The following is a 22,307-nucleotide window of genomic DNA, read 5'->3' on the forward strand; positions in this document are numbered from 1 at the left end:
CCGTGTGACCAGCGTCTCTCGTCCTCCCGACGATGTCTGCTGGAGGTTGCAACCACGTTGCATCCGCCGATCCGCGAGATCGATGTATCAGGCGGTGGGCCCGGCTGCTCTGAGCGGGGAAGGTTCCATCCCCCCAAGGAGACTGCAATGCCCCGTATCCCCCAGATCCGCTTCTCGCCCGTCGCGCTCGCCCTCGTGGTGGTCGCGCTCCTGCTCGGCAGCACCAGCGGTGCCGTCGCCGGCGCACTGATCACCGGCAAGCAGATCAAGAACGAGTCCGTCACCGGTGCCGACATCAGGAACGGCAGCCTCGGCAGCGTCGACATCCAGAACAACGGCCTGCTCGGCGCCGACGTCCGCGACGGCTCCCTCACCCACGTCGACATCGCCGACGAGCCGGCTGCGTGGGGAGCCGCCACGAAGGTGCAGACCGACAACTTCACCGCCGGCACGTGGACGCCCGTGGTGTCGAAGGCGCTCGTCACCGGCCGTGCGGGCTACCTCACCATCACCGGCACCCTGTACGCCGAGGACGACTTCAGCCTCGCCGGCACGGGCCGTCTCGCCTACGACCTGCGCATCGACGGCAAGGTCGTCGACGCCCGGAAGCCTCCTGATCTTCGCCGACCCGGGTGCGGGGGAGAACGGCGCCGCCACGATCGTCGTACCGGTGGCGGCGGGTGGACACACCGTCCAGGCTCGTCGTCAAGGAGCAGGGCTCCGGCACGTACCTCTACGGCGGCGAGACTCAGCGCGGTGTACACGCCGACCGGCAGCTCCAGCGGGCTCGCCCTGGTCGCCGGCCGCACGGTGCACCCGCGCACCGCCAACCGGTGACGGCCGAGGCGCTGACGGGCTGTCACGGGTAAAGATTCCGGCAATCGCCCTGCAGGCGGAAACGCTGCGTGTCAGCGTCGGGAGCACTCCACATCGCTCGTGTGGAGTGCTCCCAACTCCCTCTCCCGAGGAGATCCGTCATGCCCAATCCCGAGCGCGCCCGCTTCGGTCGCTTCTCCCCCTTCGCCCTCGCCGCCCTCGTGGTGGCCCTGCTGCTCGGCTCCACCGGCGGTGCCGTCGCCGGTGCGCTGATCACCGGCAAGCAGATCAAGAACGAGTCCGTCACCGGTGCCGACATCAAGAACGGCAGCCTCGGCAGCGTCGACATCCAGAACAACGGCCTGCTGGGCGCCGACGTCCGCGACGGCTCCCTCACCGGTGCCGACGTCGCCAACGGCTCGCTGACCAACGCGGACATCGCCGACGAGACCTCCGTCTGGGGTGCGATGGCCAACGCCCAGACCGACGACTTCACCGCGAGCGCGTGGACGCCGGTGGTCTCGAAGACGCTCACCACCCCCGCCACCGGGTTCCTCGCCGTCACCGGCACGCTGTACGCCGAGGACGACTTCGACCTGACCGGCCTCGGCTCGCTCAACTACAACCTGCGCATCGACGGCAAGGTCATCGACTCCCGCCGCACCCTGACCTACCGCGACATCGGCATCGGCGCGACTGGCTCGATCACCCTCGTCGTACCGGTCGTGAAGGGGGCGCACACCGTCCAGGTCGTCGTCAGCGAGAGCGGCAGCGGCTCCTACCTCTACGGCGGCGAGGTCTCCGCGGTCTTCTCGACGACCGGCAGCGCCACCGGCCTCGCCCAGGTCCCCGGCCGCCCGGTCGTCGGCCGCGTCAACCGCTGAGCCCGCGACGGGCGGCCGGATTTCGGCCGCCCGTCACCCTCCGGTAATCTCTGCGGCGGTGGCGTGTCCGAGCGGCCTAAGGAGAACGCCTCGAAAGCGTTTGTGGGCGCAAGTCCACCGAGGGTTCAAATCCCTCCGCCACCGCCAAATGAGTCACGTTGGAACCCTCGACGAGAGAAAGCTCGCCGGGGGTTTCTTCGTGTCCGGCCCCTGCGGTGACGACCGCCGCGGTCACCGGGCTGAGTGGGGCCTCGGCGATGAAGGGCACCCGCGAGGGGTCGTCGTCCAGGACGTCGACCGCGAAGCCCGAGAACACGGCACTGTTCAGCAGACTCCGCGCTTCGTCGTTGGACGTCTCGTAGAGACGCTGGGCGCAGGTCAGAAGTTCAATGACCTGGTCGAGCCTGTCGAACAGTCTCACTGTTGGTTGCTTGTGCGTTCTGGATCGTGCGCTGCGCGTCAGCGATCTCCAGAGCCGTGCTGGTCTGCCGTTCCTTCAGGACGTCGATCGGTACGGCGTCTGCCATGTAGGCGTCGAGCAACTTCTGCTGGTGGCGTTGTAGTTCGGCGAGTCTCCGGCGCTGGTCCGCGAGCAGGCGGTTGCTGGATTCGGCGGAGCGGCGCAGATCCTCTCGGGCCGCTTGGCTGAATGCAGCAACTTGTTCAGGAGTGAAGCGGACGCGTGCCCATTCGCGGGTGACGGCCTCTTCGACCTCGTGCACGTTGAGGTGGGGGAGGTCGCAGCCGGTGCGCTTGGTGTTCCTCCCGACGCAGTAGAAGTAGTCGTACTCCCCGCCGCGTCCCTTGGCTTTGGTGGTGCCGAGTCGACTGCCGCAGCGCCGGCAGGTGAAGGTCGGAGACTTGAGGTAGTGGGTGTGGCGCCAGGAACGGTCACCGGCGATGCGTCTTGTGCCCAGGACGTCTTGCACGCGCTGCCAGGTCACGTCGTCGACGAGCGGCTCGTGGCTGCCGTCGTAGAGCACGCCATTGAACAGGATCTGGCCCTTGTAGTACGGGTTGGTCAGCAGGCGGTGTAGTTGGCTGCTGTTGATCGGCTTGCCCACGACCTTTCGGGTGGTGCGGGACTTGAAGCCGCGTGCCGCGAGGGCGTCCCGTAGCACTGAGATCGACCAGTCGCCGGTGGCGTACTGCTCGAATGCCCAGCGCACATGCGGGGCGCGGTCTGGATCAACGCCGACGGTGCGTATCTCCACGCCGTTCACTCGTTCGACGAGGTTCAGGTAGCCGAGGGGAGCGACGCCGTTCGTGCCGCCGCGTCGGACCTTCTCGGCCATCCCCTTCTTGGCTTCGTGGGAGAGGTTCTTGGAGTAGTGCTCGGCGATCGCGGCCATGATGCCGTGTAGCAGCGAGCCGGACGGGCTGTCGTCGATCTGCTCGCTGGCGGAGACCAGGGTGGTCCCCGCCTTGCTGAAGATGGTGGCGATCTCGACGTCGTCAGTACGCGAGCGCGCCAGGCGGTCGAGTTTGTGGATGATGACGTACGCGATGTCGCCGACGCGGACGCGCTCGAGCATGGCTTGGAGGCCGTCGCGGTCAGCGGAGCGAGCAGAGGCACCTGCGTCCTTGAACTCCTCGATGACCACGGCGCCGAGTTCTCGGGCCTTTCGGAGGCAGGCTTCGCGCTGGGCCGGGATGGAGTAGCCCTCGGCCTCTCCGTTTTCGTGGCTTGGCGGGCGGTCGAAACGCGCAGGTAGATCAGCGCGTTGACCGGGGCGGTCTGCGTGTCAGGCGGCATCGTGAAGCCTCTGCTCGGCGGCGTCAGGGATCTTCATGGTGGGTTGTCCTCCAAAGGGCCTCTAGGACTCGGCCGGCTTTGACGCACGGCTTGATCGTCCGGCTCCGCGGGTGGTCTTGCCGGTCGGTGCGGCGGCTGCGGTGTGCCCGATGAAGCCTGCGATGGCTGCAGTTCGTGCGGCGGCTTCGCGCTCGATCTCCTGTTGTGCTGCGAGCGCACGTGCTTGGAGGTCAGGGTCCTCTTGGGCGGTCGTGATGCGGCGATCGATGGCGGTGCGGATCTCGTCGGTGATGGTGGTGCCGCTCAGGTTTGCGATGAACTGCAGCCTGCGAGTGCAGACGCTCTTCCACGCGGACCGCGATCGTCTTGTAGCGCTGCTGCTCAGGGTTGTCGTGCACCGTCGGCGCCTCCGGGTTTGGAGTGTTTGTAGATGGTTCTGGTGTAGGCATATGTGCCTCCTTTCGGGTTGGTTGAGGGGTGGGGGCGGACCGTTCAGGACCGGCCCCGGCCCGGTGACATTGACGCTCAGATAGGCGGCGAAATCCAGTCGGAAATGCCGTTCTGACCTGCGGAAACGGCAAACTCCGGGGGCGGGCGGGGTGATGCGGAAATCGCATCAGTCGTTCCGGCTCTCGCCGGCGCATCAGCGCCAGAACGCATACAGCCCGTCATCCGTCTCGACGACCTCGTAGTGGGCGGCCGCGAAGTCGTAGATCGCGTCGCGGTCGAAGGTCACGACATGCTGCGACTCGATGCGCCCTTCCAGGAGGCGGCTCAGGCTCGGTGCCCCAGTCGAAGGACTCGATGGTGTCGTCGACGAGCGCGTCCCGCGAGGCGAACCTGCCGTAGTAAGCTTGTTCTGGAAGTCCCGCTCGATCCCCTGCGGCCCGGTGGCCCCTTCGTGTGTGTGCCCGGGCCCGTAGTCGCGGACGTACCTGTCCACGCCGCTGAGCGTGAGGTAGAGCGCGAAGGCGGTGCCGTGGCGGCCGTAGGCGTCGGCGATCGCCTCCGCAGTCTCCGACGTTGGTGCGTGCCTGATGACGTGCAGGACGTAGGCGTCGCTCTCGACGCTGGGAATCGACTCGGAGGAGTCCCCTCCCGGGATGTCGGCTCGGTGTCGTGGTGGCTCCGCTCCAGAGTCGTTAGCCGATGGGTGTTCGTGATTCATGAGGTTGGTCCTCCTTCCTGCGTGCTTGGTTGGTTGTTGATTTCGCCGTCTCCGCCGCCCGGGAGGCTGCTGAGGTAGTCCGCCGGGCTAGTGACCCGGAAGAGGGCGGGGAGGCCGGTAGCGGCCGACAGGGCGCCGCGGAGGGCCCGCCTGCGGGCGGGGTCGTTGCTCAGCCAGATCACGGCGGGGAAGACCCCGTGTTCGGCCTGGTAGCGCCCTGTGGCGTAGTAGCTGGCGTAGCTCCAGCACTTCGCCTGGATACGTGGCAGGTGCTCGGTTCCTCGATCGATCTCTAGGAAGCCTGTGCGCCTCCCATGCGTCGTCTTCACCGTCGACTCCTGCACCGCTGGTGATGACGTATAGGTCCGGCCTGAGCCAGGCAGTCTCCCCGTGCGCGCCCAGATACTGACGCCAGTTGCGGGGCTCGGAGACCAGCGCGTCGAGGTGCAGATCAGGCTCGGTCACGTGCTGCCTCGATAACGCCGACCGCGACGTCGTTGACCGCGAGCGTGTGGTCAAGGAACGCGTATCCCGGCTCGAGGTAGCGGCGGCGCCGGCCGCCGCCTTCGCGGATCCGGAGCAGTCGCTCACCCGCAGCGGCCAGGTGCCAGACGTAGGCTGGCGGACCCGCGTCGGGCTCCTCCGATGCGGCGCTCAAGAGGGCTGATGAACCCACTCGCGTGCAGTCGCTGCAGCGTCCTGGTGCAGGCGCGTGCTCCAGCGAGCAAGGCTCTGGTGGCCGTGGAAGTGCAGGTGCTGAATGTGGCGCGTGGTGAGGAGTCTGAACCGCTCGAGCGACCTCAGAATCGCCAGGTCTCGGTCGTCGAGTTGGTTGTGTGGAGCCTCGGCAAGGTAGGCGTTCACCGGGCAACTCCTGCGCCCCTGCGGCGGCGTTCGTGGCCCCGCGGTGCGGGGTCAGTCCCATCCCAAAAGGGAGGAGACATGGGGAATGAGCCTGGGGAAACGGAACTGGTTGAGGGTCGCGACGAGACGGTCGATGCGTCGCGTTTCGTTTTGGTTTTCACGCGTCAGAAGGGTCGTCATGAGTGCCTCCGTCCTTGCTTGCGGCCAACGGGATGGTCGCCCGGTTCTGGCCAGTCGCTCGTCGGCTTCGGATCCAAGACCGGAGCGGGCGGCTCTCCGCCGTAGTTGCTCGTCGACCTCCGGCGGATCTCCTGCGCGAGCCCGGTGACCTCGGGAGGCGGAAGCGTGCGGACGGTGCACCACGGCTGCTGGGCGCCGCCGGACATGACGGTGGCGTAGGCCGTGTAGGCAGGCAGGGTCAGGAAGTCCGTTGGGTCGAGTTGCGGTGCGAAGCGCGCAAACGCGGCGGCATCCTTCGGGTCGGTCGTGGCGAAGATGAGTTTGTTGCGGGCGTTGGAATCGACAGCAGCGGCCATGGCGGTGGGCCACTGCGATCTGAACTGGTGTGCGAGGTTCCACGAGACGCCGAGCGATCGGCTCGCGGCCAGCGCGGCATCGAGTGAGGTCGGTAGGTGCGTGTAGTTCTGCGCTTCGTCGATCCAGATCGAGCCTGGTCGGTTCATCGGGTCGGGCTCGGTAGCGCGTTCGAGCGTGGCTGCCCAGGCTTCGGCGACGAGTAGCCCGCCGACAAAGCCTGCGCGGTGATCGGACCGATGAGGGACTCGTTGAGGGGAGCAAGCACGATCTTGCGTTCGCGGAACAGGTCGCGCATGTTGAACGCCGGGCTCGGTTGCCCGAGAACCCGCCGGATGCTCGGGCGGAGGAGGTACTGGCGCCACTTGTTCGACGGCGCCGCGAGCGCCGTCGCCTGGGCCTGTGGCGCCAGGGAGTCGTACCAGGCCCAGAACGCGGCGAGACCTGGGTCGGCTGCGACGTGGCCAATGACCGACCGCCTGAAGGTTGGGTCGACGAAGAGTCGAGGCAGGTCGAGCAGGGTGTGGGGCGGCAGGCCGCGGAGGGATTGCTGCACATTGGCTCGGGCGAGCGACAGCAGACCTGAGTGAGTGATGTCCTGTGTTCGGGGTCCCCAACCTTCGGCGAACACGGCGGCGAACACGGCGAGCAGGCCGTCGACGACTACGTCTGGGTCGCGGCCGAGCCGCCCGCTGCCGACGTCGAGGGGGTTGAACCCTGGAACCAGTTCGGCACTCGGGTCGAGGTCGAGGACGACCACGTCGTCGACGCGTTCCTCCGGTACCGCGCGGTCCAGGATGTCGTCGATGAGCCTGACGCTTGGGATCGATAACGAGCGCGGGGCGACCGGCGTGGAGGTCGGCTCGGATCAGGTGGAGGAGAGCGGTCGACTTGCCGGAACCGGTGGGGCCGGTAGCGACGAGGTGAAAGAGCGAGTCTTTCGCGGTCAGCGGGATCGGATCTTGGCTGCCAGGCACGGCTGATACGCCGAGGATCCGGCTTGCGTCAGTGCTCGCACGGATGGCCCGGCTTGGCGCCAACAACTTCGGATGCATCGGCGGCAGGCCGGGGAGGTCGGCTTCACCGAACGGCCATGCGGTAAAACCGACGAGTTCGGCGGCGGCGGGCGCGATGCGCCAGCGTCTGGGTGGAGTTGCCAGGTCGAGCTTCGCTGGGTTGTCGCGTCGGAGCCGCATGAAGGTGCCTGGAGTCTTGGCGGTGGAGAGTCCACCGAGCAGTCCCACCAGGAGCCGCTGGTGACGCTCGGGGTGGGCAATGCCGTCCGTGAAGACGCCGAGCCGGACGGTGGTCGCGATGCCTGCCTGGAGGAGTCGCTGGTCGTGCTGCTTGACGAGGGCGGTTGGTGCTTCGACAGTTCCATGGGCCAGCACCGACCACCATGGCTGCCCTGGGTCGATGAGTGCTCGCCGTCGGTGCTGTGGGGTGCGGCGTCGTCCGAACAGGAGTTGGAGCACGAGTGTTTCACCGGGGAGCAGACTTCTGGTTGAGGGCCGAGAGGATCGCGGTGGCGGTCCGCTGCGGGTGATCGACATTGAGTGCCAGGCCGCCCGGCCGCACATCGACCCTCACGGCGTGGTTCACCTGAAGGCGACCGGTGGCCTCGCTGTCGACGAGCAGTCCCGGCAGGAGATCGTGTGCTGTTCGGCGTAGCCAACGAATGTGCTTGCCAGAAGAACCAATCCAATAGTCGACAGCGCTCTCGTCCGTCGTCGTTGGCTGCGCGCGTGCTTCGAGAGCGACGGGCGCGCTGGTCGGGTCCGACGCCAGGCGCAGCAGGAGCGCCTCGACGGCCTGCGGTTCAAGCGGGCGGGGTGGGTAGACGCGCGCAAACGCCATGTCGTGCCGGGTCACGACTCGCCCCCGGCTGCAGTGCCGTCTTGGCCACGGGTGCGGGCATCGGTCTCGGCATCAGCCGCAGCGAGTTGTCGCTGGAGCGCCAGGAGTGCACGTGACATGCGCTGGCTGTCTGGGGCGGTGCGCCGGTCGGCGTCCACGACGATGCGGCGAGCGCCGGCCCTGGGGCGCCGTCTGGCTTGGCGCCGACGAGTCTCGCTGGTCGATCCGCTCCTGCCAGAGATCTTCGAGTGCTTCGGTATCGGGCACCCTCGGTGTCTTCGGATCGTCCGCTGGGTCGGGCGCGGAGCGCTGCGTCACCATGGCCGCCTCCACCACCACAGGCCGAGCCTGGACGAGCACGAAACCCAGTCCGAGCACGAGCGCAGCCCCGATGATCCAGGCGAAGTAGTACTGGATGATCGCGATCGCCATGGCCAAGGCGACGGCGCCGAGCAGCAGGCTCATTGCGGTGCTGACGAACCAGCCGGTCGGGTCGAAGCCAGAGCGCGCCATCACCGGTCACCCCCTGCTGGTCTGCGGCGGTCGCTCGGGACCGGATAGCCCGGGATGGAGATGTCGCTGTCGATCTGGTTGCCCCAAGCGTGCCAGCCCGGCTGCGGCCGCCGGGCGAACAGTTCGAGGTACGGGCCTGGGCTGATGCGCTCGATGACGGCGTACTGCTCTTCGGGCTTGTGGGAGTGGTCCTGCACGGGGGCATTCAGCCAAGTGGGCTGGGCGTGAAACCGCACCGGAGCCTTGCCTCTCGTAGCGAACAGCAGATGCTCGGTGGCGTTGCGAAGATTCGGTCCGAGCCCCAGGCGGAACTTCACCCAGGTCAGAGGCGACTTCACGGTGAACCCCCATGCCTCGGCGATGTCGTAGCCGATCCGCAGCGTGCTGTTGGTGACCCAGAGCCACAGGTGGGCGTTCTCTGTCGCCAGATCACCCACCGGCAAGCGGGCGATCTGGTCGAGCGTCATGAGGCTGTAGTGCTCGCCGGCGCCGTGGCGTCCCTTCTGGTGGACGTCCCACGGCGGGTCGGCCAGGATCGTGCGGTACCTCGCCGGCGACTCCGGCCGAGGCGTGAGGTTGATGACGTTGGACATAGAAAGACCTCCTTCCGGCCCCGTGCTTTCAGATTTCGGGCATGACGAAGACAGCGCACCGGCGCGATGTCTCGGTGCGGCGAGTCCGTCTCAGAGCACGTGGGCTCCACGTGCGGCGGTTGATGGGACCGCCTCCGTGGCAGAAAGCCCGTGCTCTGACCCTCGTCGGGGCTTGCCGCTACTTAAAGCCTGAGGGCCTGTGAAATGCAAGGGATGAGGGGTGCGACGCGTCGAGCGACGCGACGTCTGGTCGCTCGGAGCAACAGGTTGCGGATAACGGGGAATCGGGACGTAGTAGGTCCGAAGAATGTCGATGTGGAATGGACAACGTTCCTCGCGAGAGAACGCTCTCTGGTCCACCTTCGAGACCGCTTCGTTCCTGGCTGTGCTGGGCGGAACTAGTTGGTGAGGCAGAGGTCCGAGATGGCACCCCAGCTCATACACGGCGCAGGCTTCGACTCGGGCTCGGCGTTCGGCGCGGTCGTTAGGGTCTGGGGCTCCGGAGCGGCGGTCATCGTGATCAGTCCGCCAGGTTGCGCCACGACTGATTGGCCGCGTCGTTCATGGTGCGCCGTGCTTGCCAGTACTCGTCATCGAGCAGTCGGCCAGCCGAAGACTTCGTCCGAGTGGTCGCGTCCCAGACCATCCAAACCAGCATGGACGCGGCGGACAACAGCACCAGCAGCGCCAGCCGACCAGAGCGATGACCATCTCAGCGCCCCCGTCCCATCTGCTGCTCGAGATGCCGCAGGCGGGACCGCAGCACGGGATCGCCAGCGGCGAGGGCGTCGGCGAAGCGCTCCACCTGATAGCGCACTGCGGTGACGTGGGCATTCAGCATCGCCTCGGCCTCCCGGTCACCAGCGCCGACCGACTCGTCGTCCCCGTGCGGCGCGGTGGCCTTAGTGATCGCCCGCACCACGCTTCGTGCCATGCGCCGCTGCGTCCGCGTCACCCAGGCGGCGGCCAAGACGCCCAGCCCGCCGCCGACACCGGCGGCTCCGAGGTAGCTGAACGCCGCCACGAGGTCCGGGCCGCTCATAGCCCGAACTCCGAGCCCATGCCGCGCTGGATGCGTTCGGCCTTGGCGATGAAGCCGAGTCTCGATGCGCGTCAGTGCGGCGTTGAGGGTCTCGTCGTTGCCGGCGAGCGCGCGCCGGTACTCGTCGATGTCAACGACCCGTTCCATGATCCGTCCGGCCAGCGCCGCCGATGCGTCGACCTTGACCGCGGCGATCTTGGTCTCCGAACGGATGTCGCCGACCGCGAGGTCGAGTGCGCGCTCGCCCTGGGACACCGCTCGGCGGTGGGCCATCCTGCCGATCGGGGCTCGTTCTAGTCCGCTCATTGCTTGGTCCTTTCGTTTCGTAGGGTGCGGAACCGGCTTGGTCCGCGCCCCGGACGCTAGGTTTCGGCGAACACCCCTCGATAGGGGCCGCGAGATAGTTGGAGTGAACCGGCACAAAGTTGGAGTCACACGGTGGACTGACGGCGTCTGACACCGTGCCCTGACGCTGGGGAAGGGGCGGCCGTGGCGCAGCGCTTCGAGCCTGAGGACGTTCGGACGGACCTCCTGTACCTCCGAAAGGGGCGGGGTTACACAGACGACCGGTTCGGACGCTGCCACGCGCTCATCGGGGTGCTCGGCGGAGCGGCCGAACCCGGCGACGTCCTACGTGAGCGGCTTGAGTCGGCGATCTGGTCGCTTCGAGATGACGACGCCTCGCTGCTGATGGCCGTCTACGCGCTGAGCGATGAGACGGAAAGGCTCGCGCTGCTCTCGCAGCGGCGCGATGCCGTCGCCTCGGGCTCGGCATCGGTCGCGAGGCGGTCGCCGATCGTGACACCGCAGCCGTCGAGCGGCTGCTCACTCAGCCTGATAACGGGCTGGTACCCGAAGTCCCCGATGGGCCTGCGGGTGCCGGAGTCCCACAACGGCACGGTGCAGCACGCGGTGCATGTTCGGACGGTTGTCAGCGATCGCAGGCATCTGGAGAGCAGCCACCACTACCGGCTGTTCACGCTCTTCGACGGCGCGGAGTACGTGGCGATCGTCAGCGGCAACCCGACCGTGATGGTCGCCGGCCACGACTTCACCGTGCGCACCACCGAAATCCCGGGCGGCTACCACCACGCCTTCTGGCACAAGGAACCCCTGAGACGCGGACAGACCTACGACCTCGCGTTCAAGGTGCCCGGGGACCCGACCGAAGAAGCCTGGCTGATGTCCGAGAGCCTCGCGTTCCACGAGCCCACCAGATTCGCGGTGTTCGAGGTGCTGTTCCTGGGCGAGCAGCCGGAGTACATGTGGGAGTTCGGCGGGCTCACTGCACCAGAGGCACCGGGGGTGCCGAGCACGGAGCGGTTGCTGGAGCCGGGACCGACGTCTTCGGTGAAGGCGGAGTTCAGGGACCTGTACGGCGGGCTGTTTGCGGGGGTTGCTTGGGAGTGGAACTGGTCGACAACAGACTCAGAAGTGATGCACGGCTGCCGTTGGTCACCATGTGACGATCTGAACAACTCTCTGGCGGGTCGCCGGTTGATCTGGTGTACTCAGTGGTCCCCGACACTCCCGACCCCGGGGGTCGCTTGGATGCGCGAGCCAAGATGGTGTCGCGGGCAGTTCCGCGTGAGCAACAAGGTGATGACTCTTGACGACATACGCCGGTGATGGTCAAACATTCTCCCGGCGTGTCGCGATTGAGAATCACAACGTTGTAACTACAGTGACGGCATCACCAGAGGTGAGAGTTCTTGGTGGTCCTGCTGTCGAGCAGAATGGGGTTGACGTGTTCGTCTTTTCGGCCCAGAGTGTAACTGAGAGTTACACGTATGGAATACGAGCGAATCCCCCAAGTACCAGCAGAACAGACGGAAGTAGCGCAGGTCGAGACGATATGTCAGACCTGCGGTTCAGTGGTTTTGAGGGCGGCGGCTCCGCAACTTTCTCGCGAATCCCAGGGCGAGGTCCCGACGTCCGAGACAAGCGGTCCGCAGAAGGCTCCGGACACGCCGGGGTGCGAGTTGGACTTGCCGCCTCCACGCTTGAGGCTGGTGTCTAGGTTGGCGAAGAGCATCACGCGGAGCGCCGCGGTCAAGGGGCAGAAGAAGGCGCTCAAGCGTTTCGAGAAAAAGGGTGTGGATGGATTCCACCACGTCAAGTCAGCCGAGACCTCTGCCGTCGGTATGCGTAGCGCCAAAAAGCCGACTAGGTCTAAGTAGACTCGACAGGTCGCACGAGTTCCAGACTGCATGCGCATAGCGCCGCAGTCTGTGTTGGTTGGAATCACAAACCGCTAGCAAAGTACCTTCGTTCGCTAGTTGAAGATCCGTCGTGGATAGAACGACGCGTCGAGACGGTGGAGCCTGCTGGACAGGGGTCGCTGGCAGCGCCGCGTTACGTTAGACATATCGGGTCGGTCTCTGGCTCGGCGTGCAATCGATCACGGCTTGCGAGATGTTTCGATTCTTCCCATACCGTTCGCAGTGTTGCCCAAGGGTCTGCTTCTTGATGTTGACCTAATCGGCGTCGATGGGCGTCCGATGTCGGTGGTAACAAGCGGCCACGATTCGTTCGCCAGCCAGCTCATTCTTGCCGACATGGCGGCTGATTTGCTGGGGCACCAGGTTGAGCCTTCAACTCTTGAGGGCATGTACCAACTCGCGAGTGGCCACAAAGGGTCGACGCAAAGAGAGCAAGGCTCACTCGCTTCTTCGGCAGCAACTCCCGGACCTTGGGCAGGTCGACCACTTCGCGGACTCGTTTTAATGATGACTGAGATCGACATTGAGAGGCCTCACAGCATCATCAAGTTCCGGCTCGTGGAGTCATACGAAATCGGACGACGAAGTCTCGGCGAAGCACTCTGCATCTCGCCGCAGTACTACTATGTCGATGCGCCTCATGTGGGCGGTGCACAACGAGAACATCTGCGAGTGACGGCTCCCAAAGGGACGTTCATCGAGTCAGCCCAGCTGTACGTCGATGGAGACGAAAGTACTAGCCACGGAGGTCCCGACGCGACCTTCATCAAGAAGGTGACCCCAGAACGGTCTATATGCTACACGGCTGGGTTGTCGCCCGCAGAGTACTTTCTTCTCCTAACCCTGCGACCGGTACCTCGCGGATCCTTTACCGCGGCGGCATTGTGGGCAATCGCGGGGTTCATGGTAACGGTAAGCTGGGCTCGTTGGGGAGTGGCTCGGAAGTATCCTCACGGAGGCAAAAGCGGGGACGGCGGCGGGGCCGGTTGTAGCGGTGTCGTTGTCGCTATTCTCCCTGGGATCGGCAAGCGTTCTCCGGTCTGACGAACACGAACTGTCAGGGCATGTCGCTAGCCGCCTTCGGACGCTGCTGCTTGTTTCTTCAGCCACCTCGTTCGCCGCCGCATTGTCGGTGGCGCTCGAAGGATGGGACGGTACGATTCTTTCGCTTTGGATCGTGGCGGCGGTGCTAGGTCTGGTAACGATGACGGTGATCATAACCGGGTGGATGAGTCTCGTGGCTCTCATACAAGGCCGTCGCTTCCGCGAGCGACGAGTCGTTGGAGAATCTCATTGAAGTGGTGTGAGTTCGCACCTCTTCGGAGGGTGAGCCGCTCGTCCAACGAGCCTGATCGAAATGTCGTCGCGACGGGGTGCCTTTAGGGGCGATCCGTCTTCTTGCGACAAGTGATGCAATCTCTCCCTGAATTTGGGCATCACTATTTTGAGATCTGAGTAAAGTGGTTCATAATTCATTGTGAATGAAAGACCGCTCAACCCTCCTATCTCGGATCTATCGTCTTAAGGCTCCCTCTTCGCGGGAGCGCTTCTGCTCGTTCTGGCATTGCTCACCTCCGCAGCAGGTGACTGGCTTCAAGGCGTCGGTGCGCCGCACCTGCTTCGTGCCGTGGTTGACGGTTTGGCTGACGTGCTGCTGGTCACCGGTGCCATCGGCATCGCGGTGGACTTCTTCGCAAGCCGCGATCGCCGCGAGATGGAGCCTGGAGCAGAACCGTTTGGTCCAACGCGAACTGATCCCGGACTACGTCGACGCCGTGCTGAAGGGCTTCGCGGCGCAGCCTGAAGACATGAAGCGGGTCGCGACCCCTGAGTTCCTCGACAAGTTGGCGACCAATGCACTCGCACTGAGGTTGGGCGATGCTCAGTTCGCTCGAGAGATCTACACCGATCTTCGCGACCAGGCGATCCGGGCACCGGAGCGGTGGACTGATGTGAGCGTAAGTGTCCGGCTCTCTACTGCAGTAGAGCGGAGTACCGCAGGTACTCCGCTGTTTGATGTGCTCGTCGAGTGGGAGTACACGACCGTTCCAAGCCACGGCGTACGCCGCTTCGCCTGTGTCTCCGACCGGGATGAGTACGAGGAGCTCGTCAGCGATGCGCCGGCTACGTCGACGTGGTTCATGTCAGGGCGCAGCGCAGACGCCGCTGATCGCGCTGCCTACGAACTGCTCTACTTCAGTGTCGACGGGGAGGAACTCCCTATCCGTCGCCAGCAGCGCAAGGGCGGGCAGACCTACAGCGTCTCTATCGGGGATCAGGTGGTGCGCGACCGGCAGTCGGTCCGGATCAAGCACCTCTACCGAACCACCGTCACCCGGACGGGGCACTTCCTCTTCCTTGACCTGCCGCAGCCAACCAAGAACCTCTCGCTCAAAGCTCGACTACACCGACACCCCGATCGAGCGCCTGACCGTCATGGATCTGGTCACCAGCGCCAAACGACCAGAGATCGTGCCGATGCCCGACCAGGTGAACGCTCGTGTGGTCAGTGTGGATCTCCCGGGATGGCTCCTACCTCGTGCGGGAATCACCTTCATCTGGACGCTGGGTGGCAGCCAGAGTGGAGCCTGGTAGACTCCAGTGACTCGTCGCCCAGCCGTACCGCTGCGTAGCCGCCGGCTCAGGGTGAGCATCAAGTCGCCCGGGTGGGTTCGATCGCGATCTCAACTGTCGGAGCCAGTGGCTTGATCGCGAACTCCAGACGCAGATGATCGTGAAGCTCGGACGCACCACGGATTCAACCAGTCGCGAGAGCGGACGGTCGTGAGCCTCGAACCTTCCGATCTCGCGGAGGCTTGGCTGCAGCCTGAGGTTGAGCATGCAACCAGGTCGGTCGCAACCGAGTCTGTTGTCGTATCCGGTGAAGGGTCTGTCGGTGCGGCGTGGGACTCCTGGCTCGATGACCGCTGCCGCTGTTCGACTCGGGACCAAAGTCTCGGCTTTGTGTCGTCTCCAGACGGCATCTGGTGGTCATCACGGCGCTAGGCGTAGAGTGCGACTTTGAGTGGAGCCCGGGACCTCCCGGCTCGACCATTCCAGAAGATCAAAACGAGCGAACCAACACCACCTCGCTCAGACCCTCCCCTCCGTCACGCCAGGCGGCCAGGCGGAGGGTTTCTTCATTCTCCGTTACTCCACATCCACAGTGACCCTGTGGATGACCGTGCGTGTCGCGTCCCTGTACCCCACTGTTTCCGATCTGTAACCCACGAACTCGCACGGTTTCCTTGACCGTGCTCGGCGAAGGGTTGATCCTTCTACCTAGGGATTCCTCATCCTTGCGGGGGCGTGGTAGGCACACCAGACTTCACCACTCGCCTGGGGAAAGGGTTTGGTCTCCTCGGACTCGGACCGGTTTCAGTCCTCCACTGTGGTGGTGGAGGACGAGCGTCCAGGTTCCTTTTGGAATGGTTGGTGCCGCGCGGGAGGGGGCCAAGGGCTACTGGTCTGAACTACTACGAGCGCATCTGGTCCGAGCCCCACTTGGCTCTTCTCTCGTGGGGCCCTCCGGACGATGCCACCGGGTAGACTTCACACACTTGTCTGCGGACCCTTCTCGTCGGGCCGGCCGTCTACCCGGCGTCCTCAATCCGAGGTCGCCGGCAGAGGCAGGAACGACGAGAAGGGAACGACAATGAAGAACTCCATCATCAGGGGCGTCACTCTGCTGGCCCTCGGGACCAGCGGCGCGCTCGGCGTCACGATGAGCCCGGCCACGATGCCGACCGCCACGGCCGGCACCTACAGCGAGTCCGGATCGGGCACCGACGTGGCCGGCTCCACCACCCTGAAGTACGCGCGAGCTCACGGCGACCTCAACCTCCGGCTCACGATCGGGCACTGCACCACCTCGCCGACCGTGAACCTGGGCTACACGATCAAGATGTACGACAACGCCGGGCGCCAGGTCTGGTCGAAGTCCCTGACGTTCTGGACGCGGTCGGGCTCCGCGACCTGGAACTACCGCCTCGGCGGCAACGTCACCAAGGTCGTGATCACCCGGGCATCGACCTCGGGCTACTACTACACCCGGTGGTACACCACCCGGCTCTGACACCTCACCACGACCTCACGGCACCCTCGTGGACCAGCCGTGATCGGCACCAACCAAGGAAGGCCCCGACCATTCGGCGGGGCCTTCCGGCCGTTCAGCGAGATGTTCATCGAAGGGCGGTGGGATCCGAGCCTCCCGGGGGGCTTGGAGCCTAGCCAGTGGCCTTGACGCCAGGCGCTCGGGCACCGAATCGTTGCTGTGGGGTCCCGTCATCCAGGATGCGGTCGACGTTCGTGATCATCTGCGTCTGGAGTTCGCGATCAAAGCCTAGAGCCAGGGTGCATCATCGTGTCCATGCCCGGAATGAAGGCGACGCGCTTCGCGACCAATGGTGAGGAACTCCGCCCAGGTCTCAGGGTGCCCGTACCGACGAACGCTGGTGCAGTGCAGTTCAACCTGTTCGCCGTGTGCGACGAGGTGCCTGACAAGTGGCACGGCGAGGTTCGCTTTGGGGCGGAGATTCTCATCCGGACTGAGGTCGTCTCAACCGAGGAAGCCGCTGGCCGGCTCGCCTGAACAGTCGCTTCGCGGGCGCGTCGTCGAGGTCTTCCGCGCCGTTCAATAGCCAGGCAGACCATCGCAGCAGTCGGCGGGGCTGAGACGCGAGAGGACGTGGACGGCGGTGTTTAACGACCGGGTCGAGACCGGCACGCTCGACCTGAGCGAACTAGCGCAGCACTGGCAGTTGCTCGACGCGGCGTACGACGCCGTGCGACATGTCACCGCCAAGCGTCGTCCGGGTTTATTGCACGCCCGCATGATCGACGAAGGCCAAGTGGCAGGTCACCGCGTCTATATGGCAGCGCAGCGCTACCTCATGATCGCCAGGGACAACCACCAGGCATTGGTAGCGCTGCTGCAGAGTCCGCATGGGCTGAGTGTTTCTGCGCCTTGGAACCTGCTGCGAGGAACGTTCGAGGCGTCGTTCTACGCGGCATGGGTGCTGGACCCGGAAGAGAGCCTCGAGCGGCGCCGGCGGGCGCTCCGCTTGGAGATCGCGGACGAGCGTGAGCAGGACCTGTACTACGACGATCTACTCAAAGTGTTCGGGGAGGACCTGGAGGCCGATCCTGCTGCGGCTAAGCAGGATTTCGACCAGGCGGCTCGTGATGTCGACACGACCTATCGCGCCGAGGCTCAGGAGCTTGGTCTGACCTACCCACCGCCTGGACCAAAGGTGCTGCATGGACTCGCCGAGTCTGTCATGCGCTACCGAGATGGAACACGGTGCGCTCGCGTACAAAGCGGTCTGGCGTGGGTTGTCAGGGCTGGCGCACGGTCACGTCGGCGCCTATCTGCGCGCGTCGGACAAGTCTTGGCACCCAACCGCGGCAAGGCGGCGTCACGGCGCTGCTGAGCGTTAACGACGGCTACTTCCTCAGTCTCGCGGGTTGCACCAACAGCCTCCACTTGGAAGCCCTCAGGCTGCTGCTACTCCGAAGCCAGCCGTAGTTCGATCGGCGATCAGTGTCGCCGACCGCGACGCAGGCGCAGTCGCTCGGCAAGCCGCTCAAACCGGCTCGGACGGACACTGCTGGGGGGCATCAGCCCACCGCCACCACTCATCTGATCAGTCCTCTCGCTGGGGGCGCTCCGGGTGGCGCCGCGCGGATCCAGACGTTACGATGAATATCGTTGAGAGGCAACGCCTCTGGAAGAATCGGGTTGGGAACTATGGGGTTGGCGGGTGCCCAGGCCCGCCGGCAAACCGCCGCTCTCGCCCGCCACGGCGGAGTTCGGGCGCCGTGTTCGCGAACGCCGACTCGAGCTCGAGCCTGAGCCAGGAGGCGCTGGCTGATCGGAGCGACCTGCACTGGACCTACTTCGGGCAGGTCGAGCGTGGTCAGGTGAACATCTCCCTGCACAACATCATCAAGATTGCTGGTGCGGTCGAGGTTGATCCGGGTGCGTTGGTGGAGGGTTTGGTTATCGAAGGCTGAGGTAGTGGGCGCCGGGCGGTAGATGGACCCATTGTTCAGCCATCTAGATTCGGCCTCCCGGGACTATTTCAGCCTTTCTGCAGTTGGCATTGGCATATTTCAACGTCTATGCGATAATGGATGCATATGACAAATGAAGAACTACTGGAAGATTTGAAGCGGTTTGTGCGAGGGACTGTTTCACAGGCTGTTTCTAGTTTGGCGACGCAGGCGGATCTTGACGCACTCGATGGGAAGGTCGATGGACTCGCGAGCAAGGTTGACGGTCTCGCTACGGATCTCCGAGTTCGAGATGAACGTACTCCGTGACCAAGTCGTTGAGGGGATGAATCAGCAGACCGAGACCATCGTGGCTGCCATGGAGGCGATAGATCGTCGGCAGACAGTTCGTTTGGACGATCACGAGACGCGCATCTCGCGTCTTGAGCACCGCGCCGCTTGATCGGGTGCCAAGCAGCGACTGGCGGGTTTGCCGACGCTTCTTTTGGAAGCCTCGGTGTTCTCGACAGTGACCTACTGCTGAGGGGTCATCGGTCGTGACGCCAGAAGCGGCGTGCCTGGCGCGCCGCGAGTGCATTTCTGAGCAATGGCTCAGCCGTTGTGTCGGGGGAGGTGCTTATGGTGGCTGACGTGCCTCGAGTCGTGAATGCGCGCCAACTTGAAGTTCTGAGATGGGTTGCTGAGGGCTGCCCGGACGGGCGTTGGCCGGACGGTGACTTCACCTACAAGACGACAGACTGGCGCGCTCAAGGGCCGCGGGTTGGTCGCTATCAAGGGTCATGCGCGGTCATGGCAGGCGACCATCACTGAGGCGGGTACGTACTCTGCAGCACGGCGAGTATCCGCCTGGGCACGCTGGCGGCGGCACTCCCCGTCGGCGCCGGACTGCAGGCGCGGAGCACACGGCAGAGCAACCCGTCGAACTGGGCGAGAAGGCGCAGGCAACGCTTGATGAGGCCCGGGTGCTCGTCGCCCAGATACAGGGCGCTGGCGCCCCGATGATTGTCGCTGACCCCTCGGAGTCGGAACGTGCACGCTATCGGCGCCTGCTACACGCATGTCGGGTCCACCGGCTCATACCTGCCGGTCAGGAACTCCGTCTTACCGGACGCGATGAGGGCGACATCGTCATCCCCATCGGCGATGGATCCGACCAAGCGACGTCGGACTGGGAACGCATCCGCACCACGAGTCGGCGAGTGACAACCAATCTCGCCGCGCTGCGTCGTGCCCTGGAGGCGTCGTCCATTCTCGACGCGATCAGCGACGATCTACGACCGCGGGCGAATCGCCGTGTTGTGTGACCTGGCGGAAGAACTGCGGCGGCATGACCTGCGGCTGGGTGTGAACGTGAAGCTCAAGACTCTAAAGATCTTCCTGCAGATCGACAGCCAGCGTCGAGACGTCTTGATCGAGGAGCCTGACGAAGACCGTGCCGCACGTGCCGACGGCGGCTGAGGAACGCGAGGTCCGCCGATCGTCGTGGAAGGTCGTCCCTGCGACCGACGAGGTACCAGCCGGGAAGCCTGCGGCTGACCGTCTTTCGCGCTGGCCGTCATCTTCCTTCACGAACACCTCAGCGTCAGGGCCCTCCTCGGTGGCGCCTTGATCTGCGCCGCCGTGATTGGCACCCGCCCACGCTCGCCATCGTCACCCTCGGTAGCACCCGATGCCCCCCTCTGACGTCGACCTCCGGTAAGGCCATCGTTGGCGGAGAGCACACTGAGCCGGATCTAAGGCCATCGTCGTAGGGCGCGTAGGGCACGTGGACGCGAGACTGCTCGATCCGACTTGCCCGCTGCGTTTCAGCCTGGCCGACTAGTTCACGCGGATCCACCTCACCCGCATCTACGGCGTCGGCCAGTCATGACGGCCTGATCCGACGGTGGGCCCCCGCAAGCAGGACCAAGCCAATGCCGGCGGACGCAGCGATGGCCCACCCCGCAGTGAACGCTGCGGCGAGGTCGGACCCACGCACATCGACGCCTGGTGCCAGGGAGGCGCCGAGCAGGCCGCCGGCGACAGCGACGCCGAACGCCGCCCCTACCTGCCGCGCCGTGGACGTGATACCACCCGCCACCCCGGCTCGCTCGGCGGGAAGGCTGCCCACTGCCGTGCTGGTGATGGGAGCGTTCGCGAACCCCACCCCAGTGCCGAACACCGCATAAGCCGCCAAGAGCAGGGGAACGGTGGCGATGTGATGGAAGGCAATCCCGACGGTGGCAACCCAGGCCAGCAGCGCGCCAGATGCGATGAACGCACCAGCCATGACCAGAGGGGTCCGCGGTCCGTTCCTCGCCACGAGGCTGCCCGAGAGGGGCGCGCAAATCGTTGCCCCCGCCGCCATCGGCAGGACCGCGAGACCGGTGGCGAGTGGGCTCCACCCGCGAACGGCCTGCAGATAGAAGGTGTTTGTCAGCAACATGACTGAGATCGCGACAAAGACCGCGACGAGCTCCCAGCACAGCAAGCTTGTGAAGGTCGATCTCTTGAAGGCGGCGAGGTCGATCAGCGGCGCCCCATGGCGTGTTTCGGTCCTGATGAACAGCAGGGTGGAAGCGACCACGGCGGCATAGATCGCGCCCATCGCAGGTGCGGTCCACCCCACATGCGGACCCTCGATGAGGGCGCCGACCGTGAGTCCCAGCACGGCGATCAGGAGGATCTGGCCGTGCAGGTCGAGCCGCCGCGTCTGGGACCCGTGTGACTCCGGGACGACGATAAGGACGCCTGTGACTGCGATCATCACGAACGGTGCGTTGATCCAGAACACCGACCGCCAGTCGAACAGGCTCAACATGAGACCCCCGAGCACGGGGCCGGCCGCGAGGCTGAGTCCGAACACCGATGCCCATATGCCGATCGCGCGGGCGCGCTCGCGTGAATCGGGCGTCGCTGCGACCACGATGGCCAGGGCGACGGGGCTCAGCATGGACGCCGGGACACCTTGGAGAGCCCGCGCGGCGACCAACAGGCTCGACGCTCGGAGCGAGCGCACACAGCAGGGAGGTCACACCGAACCCGATGAGTCCCGTGAGGAAGACGCGGCGTCGACCGAAGCGATCGGCTAGCGCGCCAGAGGTGATCAACAAGCTCGCGAACACGATGGTGTACGCGTCGACGATCCACTCAAGGCCTCGAGTGCCGGTCCCGAGTCCATCGCCGATCGAGGGGAGCGCCACGTTGACGATCGTCGTGTCGAGCCCGACCAGAAAGAGGCTCGAGGCGCAGATGATCAGCACCCAGCGGCGTCTCACCGGGGTCAGCCCGTGACCTTCAACTGCAGCGACGGCACCGTTCACCTGAAACCTCCTGAGGACAACGCCAACCATGCAGACGTGGCGTATGACGCGACCTGCATGAGTCTGGAAGCACCGCCCCGCGAATCCCCACCTTTGTTGCGAAAAGTGCAACGCCGGGCGGAGGTCGGGCAGACTCGGACCTATGGACTTGGGGCCCACCGCAATGACGGACGCGCCAGTTGATGAGGTCCTCGCCGCCATCGGACCCCGGCTGCGACGGCTCCGGCAGCAGCGAAAGCTTGTCCCTAGAAGCTCGTCGCAAAGCAGGCAGGTCTCACAGTCAGCACGCTGTCGCGTCTCGAGGTGGGCAAGCGGCGCCCAACGCTTGATCTGCTGATCCCATTGGCCCGCGTTCATCGGGTGTCGCTGGACCAGCCTGGTCGCTCCACCCGCCACTGGCGATCCTCGGGTACACCTGAAGCCCTACCGGCACGACAACGACAGCATCGTCATCCCACTGACGGCCTACCCCGGGCGCATCCAAGTCTTCAAGCAGGTGTTGGCGCCGCGCCCGCCCAGGCTTGTCGTCCATCAGGGATACGAATGGCTCTACGTGCTGGCTGGGACGCTTCGCGTCCTCGTTGGTGAGCGCGACCAGGTCCTCAAGGCTGGCGGTGTGGCCGAGTTCGACACCTCTGAACCCCACTGGTTCGGTCCGGCCGACGACAAGGACGTCGAGATCTTGCACCTGTTCGGACCTCGCGGCGATCAGCCCGCCAACTGGATCACCTGATCCATTCC

At 65.2% G+C, this 22,307-nt stretch carries 24 protein-coding genes and 1 tRNA gene; 13 read left to right on the top strand and 12 right to left on the bottom strand.

Translation table 11 applies throughout. The features are described 5' to 3' along the window. Window positions 1-147: 147 nt before the first annotated feature. The 4 genes from G5V59_RS25775 (at window position 148) to G5V59_RS25790 (ending at window position 2,062) form a co-directional block, all read left to right on the top strand. Window positions 148-837 carry a hypothetical protein gene (locus G5V59_RS25775; protein ID WP_278258393.1) on the top strand — a complete coding sequence of 230 codons (690 nt, stop codon included), beginning with the start codon at window positions 148-150 and terminating at the stop codon, window positions 835-837. Between the two features lie 140 nt (window positions 838-977). Then, a complete protein-coding gene (locus G5V59_RS25780; RefSeq protein WP_278258394.1) occupies window positions 978-1,700 on the top strand; it encodes a hypothetical protein in 723 nt (240 codons plus the stop codon). A gap of 57 nt (window positions 1,701-1,757) precedes the next feature. Beyond that, window positions 1,758-1,847: transfer RNA gene (locus G5V59_RS25785), tRNA-Ser, on the top strand. 68 nt (window positions 1,848-1,915) lie between these two features. Next, window positions 1,916-2,062 carry a hypothetical protein gene (locus tag G5V59_RS25790; protein WP_278258395.1) on the top strand — a complete coding sequence of 49 codons (147 nt, stop codon included), beginning with the start codon at window positions 1,916-1,918 and terminating at the stop codon, window positions 2,060-2,062. Window positions 2,063-2,086: 24 nt separating this feature from the next. On the opposite strand, the gene G5V59_RS25795 is transcribed toward G5V59_RS25790, so the two are convergent. From G5V59_RS25795 to G5V59_RS25820, 6 genes are all read right to left on the bottom strand, one after another. Continuing rightward, window positions 2,087-3,355, bottom strand: coding sequence for a recombinase family protein (locus G5V59_RS25795; protein WP_278260058.1), 1,269 nt, complete (start codon window positions 3,353-3,355; stop codon window positions 2,087-2,089). Between the two features lie 331 nt (window positions 3,356-3,686). After that, complete coding sequence (locus G5V59_RS25800) at window positions 3,687-3,854, bottom strand: hypothetical protein (protein ID WP_278258396.1); 168 nt, start codon at window positions 3,852-3,854, stop codon at window positions 3,687-3,689. A 245-nt stretch (window positions 3,855-4,099) separates the two neighbouring features. Beyond that, window positions 4,100-4,624: a hypothetical protein gene (locus tag G5V59_RS25805; RefSeq protein ID WP_278258397.1), complete on the bottom strand. Its 525-nt coding sequence runs from the start codon at window positions 4,622-4,624 to the stop codon at window positions 4,100-4,102. A gap of 451 nt (window positions 4,625-5,075) precedes the next feature. After that, window positions 5,076-5,282, bottom strand: coding sequence for a replication-relaxation family protein (locus G5V59_RS25810; RefSeq protein ID WP_278258398.1), 207 nt, complete (start codon window positions 5,280-5,282; stop codon window positions 5,076-5,078). A gap of 382 nt (window positions 5,283-5,664) precedes the next feature. After that, entirely contained in the window at window positions 5,665-6,171 is a 507-nt protein-coding gene (locus tag G5V59_RS25815; protein ID WP_278258399.1) for a hypothetical protein, read from the bottom strand. Then, the gene (locus tag G5V59_RS25820; RefSeq protein ID WP_278258400.1) at window positions 6,168-6,782 is read right to left on the bottom strand and encodes a hypothetical protein; all 615 of its coding nucleotides are present in this window, start codon (window positions 6,780-6,782) and stop codon (window positions 6,168-6,170) included. Before G5V59_RS25820 ends, G5V59_RS25815 begins: the two co-directional genes overlap by 4 nt. A gap of 289 nt (window positions 6,783-7,071) precedes the next feature. Here G5V59_RS25820 and G5V59_RS25825 point away from each other — a divergent pair, with 289 nt between their 5' ends. Next, the gene (locus G5V59_RS25825) at window positions 7,072-7,530 is read left to right on the top strand and encodes a hypothetical protein (RefSeq protein ID WP_278258401.1); all 459 of its coding nucleotides are present in this window, start codon (window positions 7,072-7,074) and stop codon (window positions 7,528-7,530) included. Here G5V59_RS25825 and G5V59_RS25830 read toward each other — a convergent pair. From G5V59_RS25830 to G5V59_RS25850, 5 genes are all read right to left on the bottom strand, one after another. Beyond that, complete coding sequence (locus G5V59_RS25830) at window positions 7,505-7,894, bottom strand: hypothetical protein (RefSeq protein WP_278258402.1); 390 nt, start codon at window positions 7,892-7,894, stop codon at window positions 7,505-7,507. The genes G5V59_RS25825 and G5V59_RS25830 overlap by 26 nt on opposite strands. Before the next feature lie 57 nt (window positions 7,895-7,951). Beyond that, complete coding sequence (locus G5V59_RS25835; protein ID WP_278258403.1) at window positions 7,952-8,395, bottom strand: hypothetical protein; 444 nt, start codon at window positions 8,393-8,395, stop codon at window positions 7,952-7,954. Continuing rightward, complete coding sequence (locus G5V59_RS25840; protein WP_278258404.1) at window positions 8,392-8,985, bottom strand: MT-A70 family methyltransferase; 594 nt, start codon at window positions 8,983-8,985, stop codon at window positions 8,392-8,394. The genes G5V59_RS25835 and G5V59_RS25840 overlap by 4 nt, the downstream gene beginning before the upstream one ends. 520 nt (window positions 8,986-9,505) lie before the next feature. After that, a complete protein-coding gene (locus G5V59_RS25845) occupies window positions 9,506-9,658 on the bottom strand; it encodes a hypothetical protein (RefSeq protein WP_278258405.1) in 153 nt (50 codons plus the stop codon). 39 nt (window positions 9,659-9,697) lie between these two features. Then, window positions 9,698-10,282 carry a hypothetical protein gene (locus G5V59_RS25850; RefSeq protein WP_278258406.1) on the bottom strand — a complete coding sequence of 195 codons (585 nt, stop codon included), beginning with the start codon at window positions 10,280-10,282 and terminating at the stop codon, window positions 9,698-9,700. Window positions 10,283-10,516: 234 nt separating this feature from the next. On the opposite strand from G5V59_RS25850, the gene G5V59_RS25855 reads away from it, so the two are divergent. From G5V59_RS25855 to G5V59_RS25880, 6 genes are all read left to right on the top strand, one after another. Further along, entirely contained in the window at window positions 10,517-11,656 is a 1,140-nt protein-coding gene (locus tag G5V59_RS25855) for a hypothetical protein (protein WP_278258407.1), read from the top strand. A gap of 2,176 nt (window positions 11,657-13,832) precedes the next feature. After that, complete coding sequence (locus G5V59_RS25860; RefSeq protein WP_278258408.1) at window positions 13,833-14,882, top strand: hypothetical protein; 1,050 nt, start codon at window positions 13,833-13,835, stop codon at window positions 14,880-14,882. Window positions 14,883-15,904: 1,022 nt separating this feature from the next. After that, window positions 15,905-16,324, top strand: coding sequence for a hypothetical protein (locus tag G5V59_RS25865; RefSeq protein WP_278258409.1), 420 nt, complete (start codon window positions 15,905-15,907; stop codon window positions 16,322-16,324). A 384-nt stretch (window positions 16,325-16,708) separates the two neighbouring features. Beyond that, the gene (locus tag G5V59_RS25870; RefSeq protein WP_278258410.1) at window positions 16,709-16,840 is read left to right on the top strand and encodes a hypothetical protein; all 132 of its coding nucleotides are present in this window, start codon (window positions 16,709-16,711) and stop codon (window positions 16,838-16,840) included. A 106-nt stretch (window positions 16,841-16,946) separates the two neighbouring features. Next, complete coding sequence (locus G5V59_RS25875) at window positions 16,947-17,681, top strand: hypothetical protein (RefSeq protein ID WP_278258411.1); 735 nt, start codon at window positions 16,947-16,949, stop codon at window positions 17,679-17,681. A gap of 388 nt (window positions 17,682-18,069) precedes the next feature. Beyond that, window positions 18,070-18,264: a helix-turn-helix transcriptional regulator gene (locus G5V59_RS25880; RefSeq protein ID WP_278258412.1), complete on the top strand. Its 195-nt coding sequence runs from the start codon at window positions 18,070-18,072 to the stop codon at window positions 18,262-18,264. 1,864 nt (window positions 18,265-20,128) lie between these two features. On the opposite strand, the gene G5V59_RS25885 is transcribed toward G5V59_RS25880, so the two are convergent. Beyond that, complete coding sequence (locus G5V59_RS25885; RefSeq protein WP_278258413.1) at window positions 20,129-21,262, bottom strand: MFS transporter; 1,134 nt, start codon at window positions 21,260-21,262, stop codon at window positions 20,129-20,131. 607 nt (window positions 21,263-21,869) lie between these two features. Between G5V59_RS25885 and G5V59_RS25890 the strand changes: the two genes are divergently transcribed. Then, window positions 21,870-22,154 (top strand): hypothetical protein, encoded by a 285-nt coding sequence (locus G5V59_RS25890; RefSeq protein ID WP_278258414.1) that lies wholly within the window; start codon window positions 21,870-21,872, stop codon window positions 22,152-22,154. Then, entirely contained in the window at window positions 22,063-22,299 is a 237-nt protein-coding gene (locus tag G5V59_RS25895; RefSeq protein ID WP_278258415.1) for a cupin domain-containing protein, read from the top strand. The genes G5V59_RS25890 and G5V59_RS25895 overlap by 92 nt, the downstream gene beginning before the upstream one ends. The last annotated feature ends 8 nt before the right edge of the window (window positions 22,300-22,307 follow it).

Source organism: Nocardioides convexus, assembly GCF_011090295.1.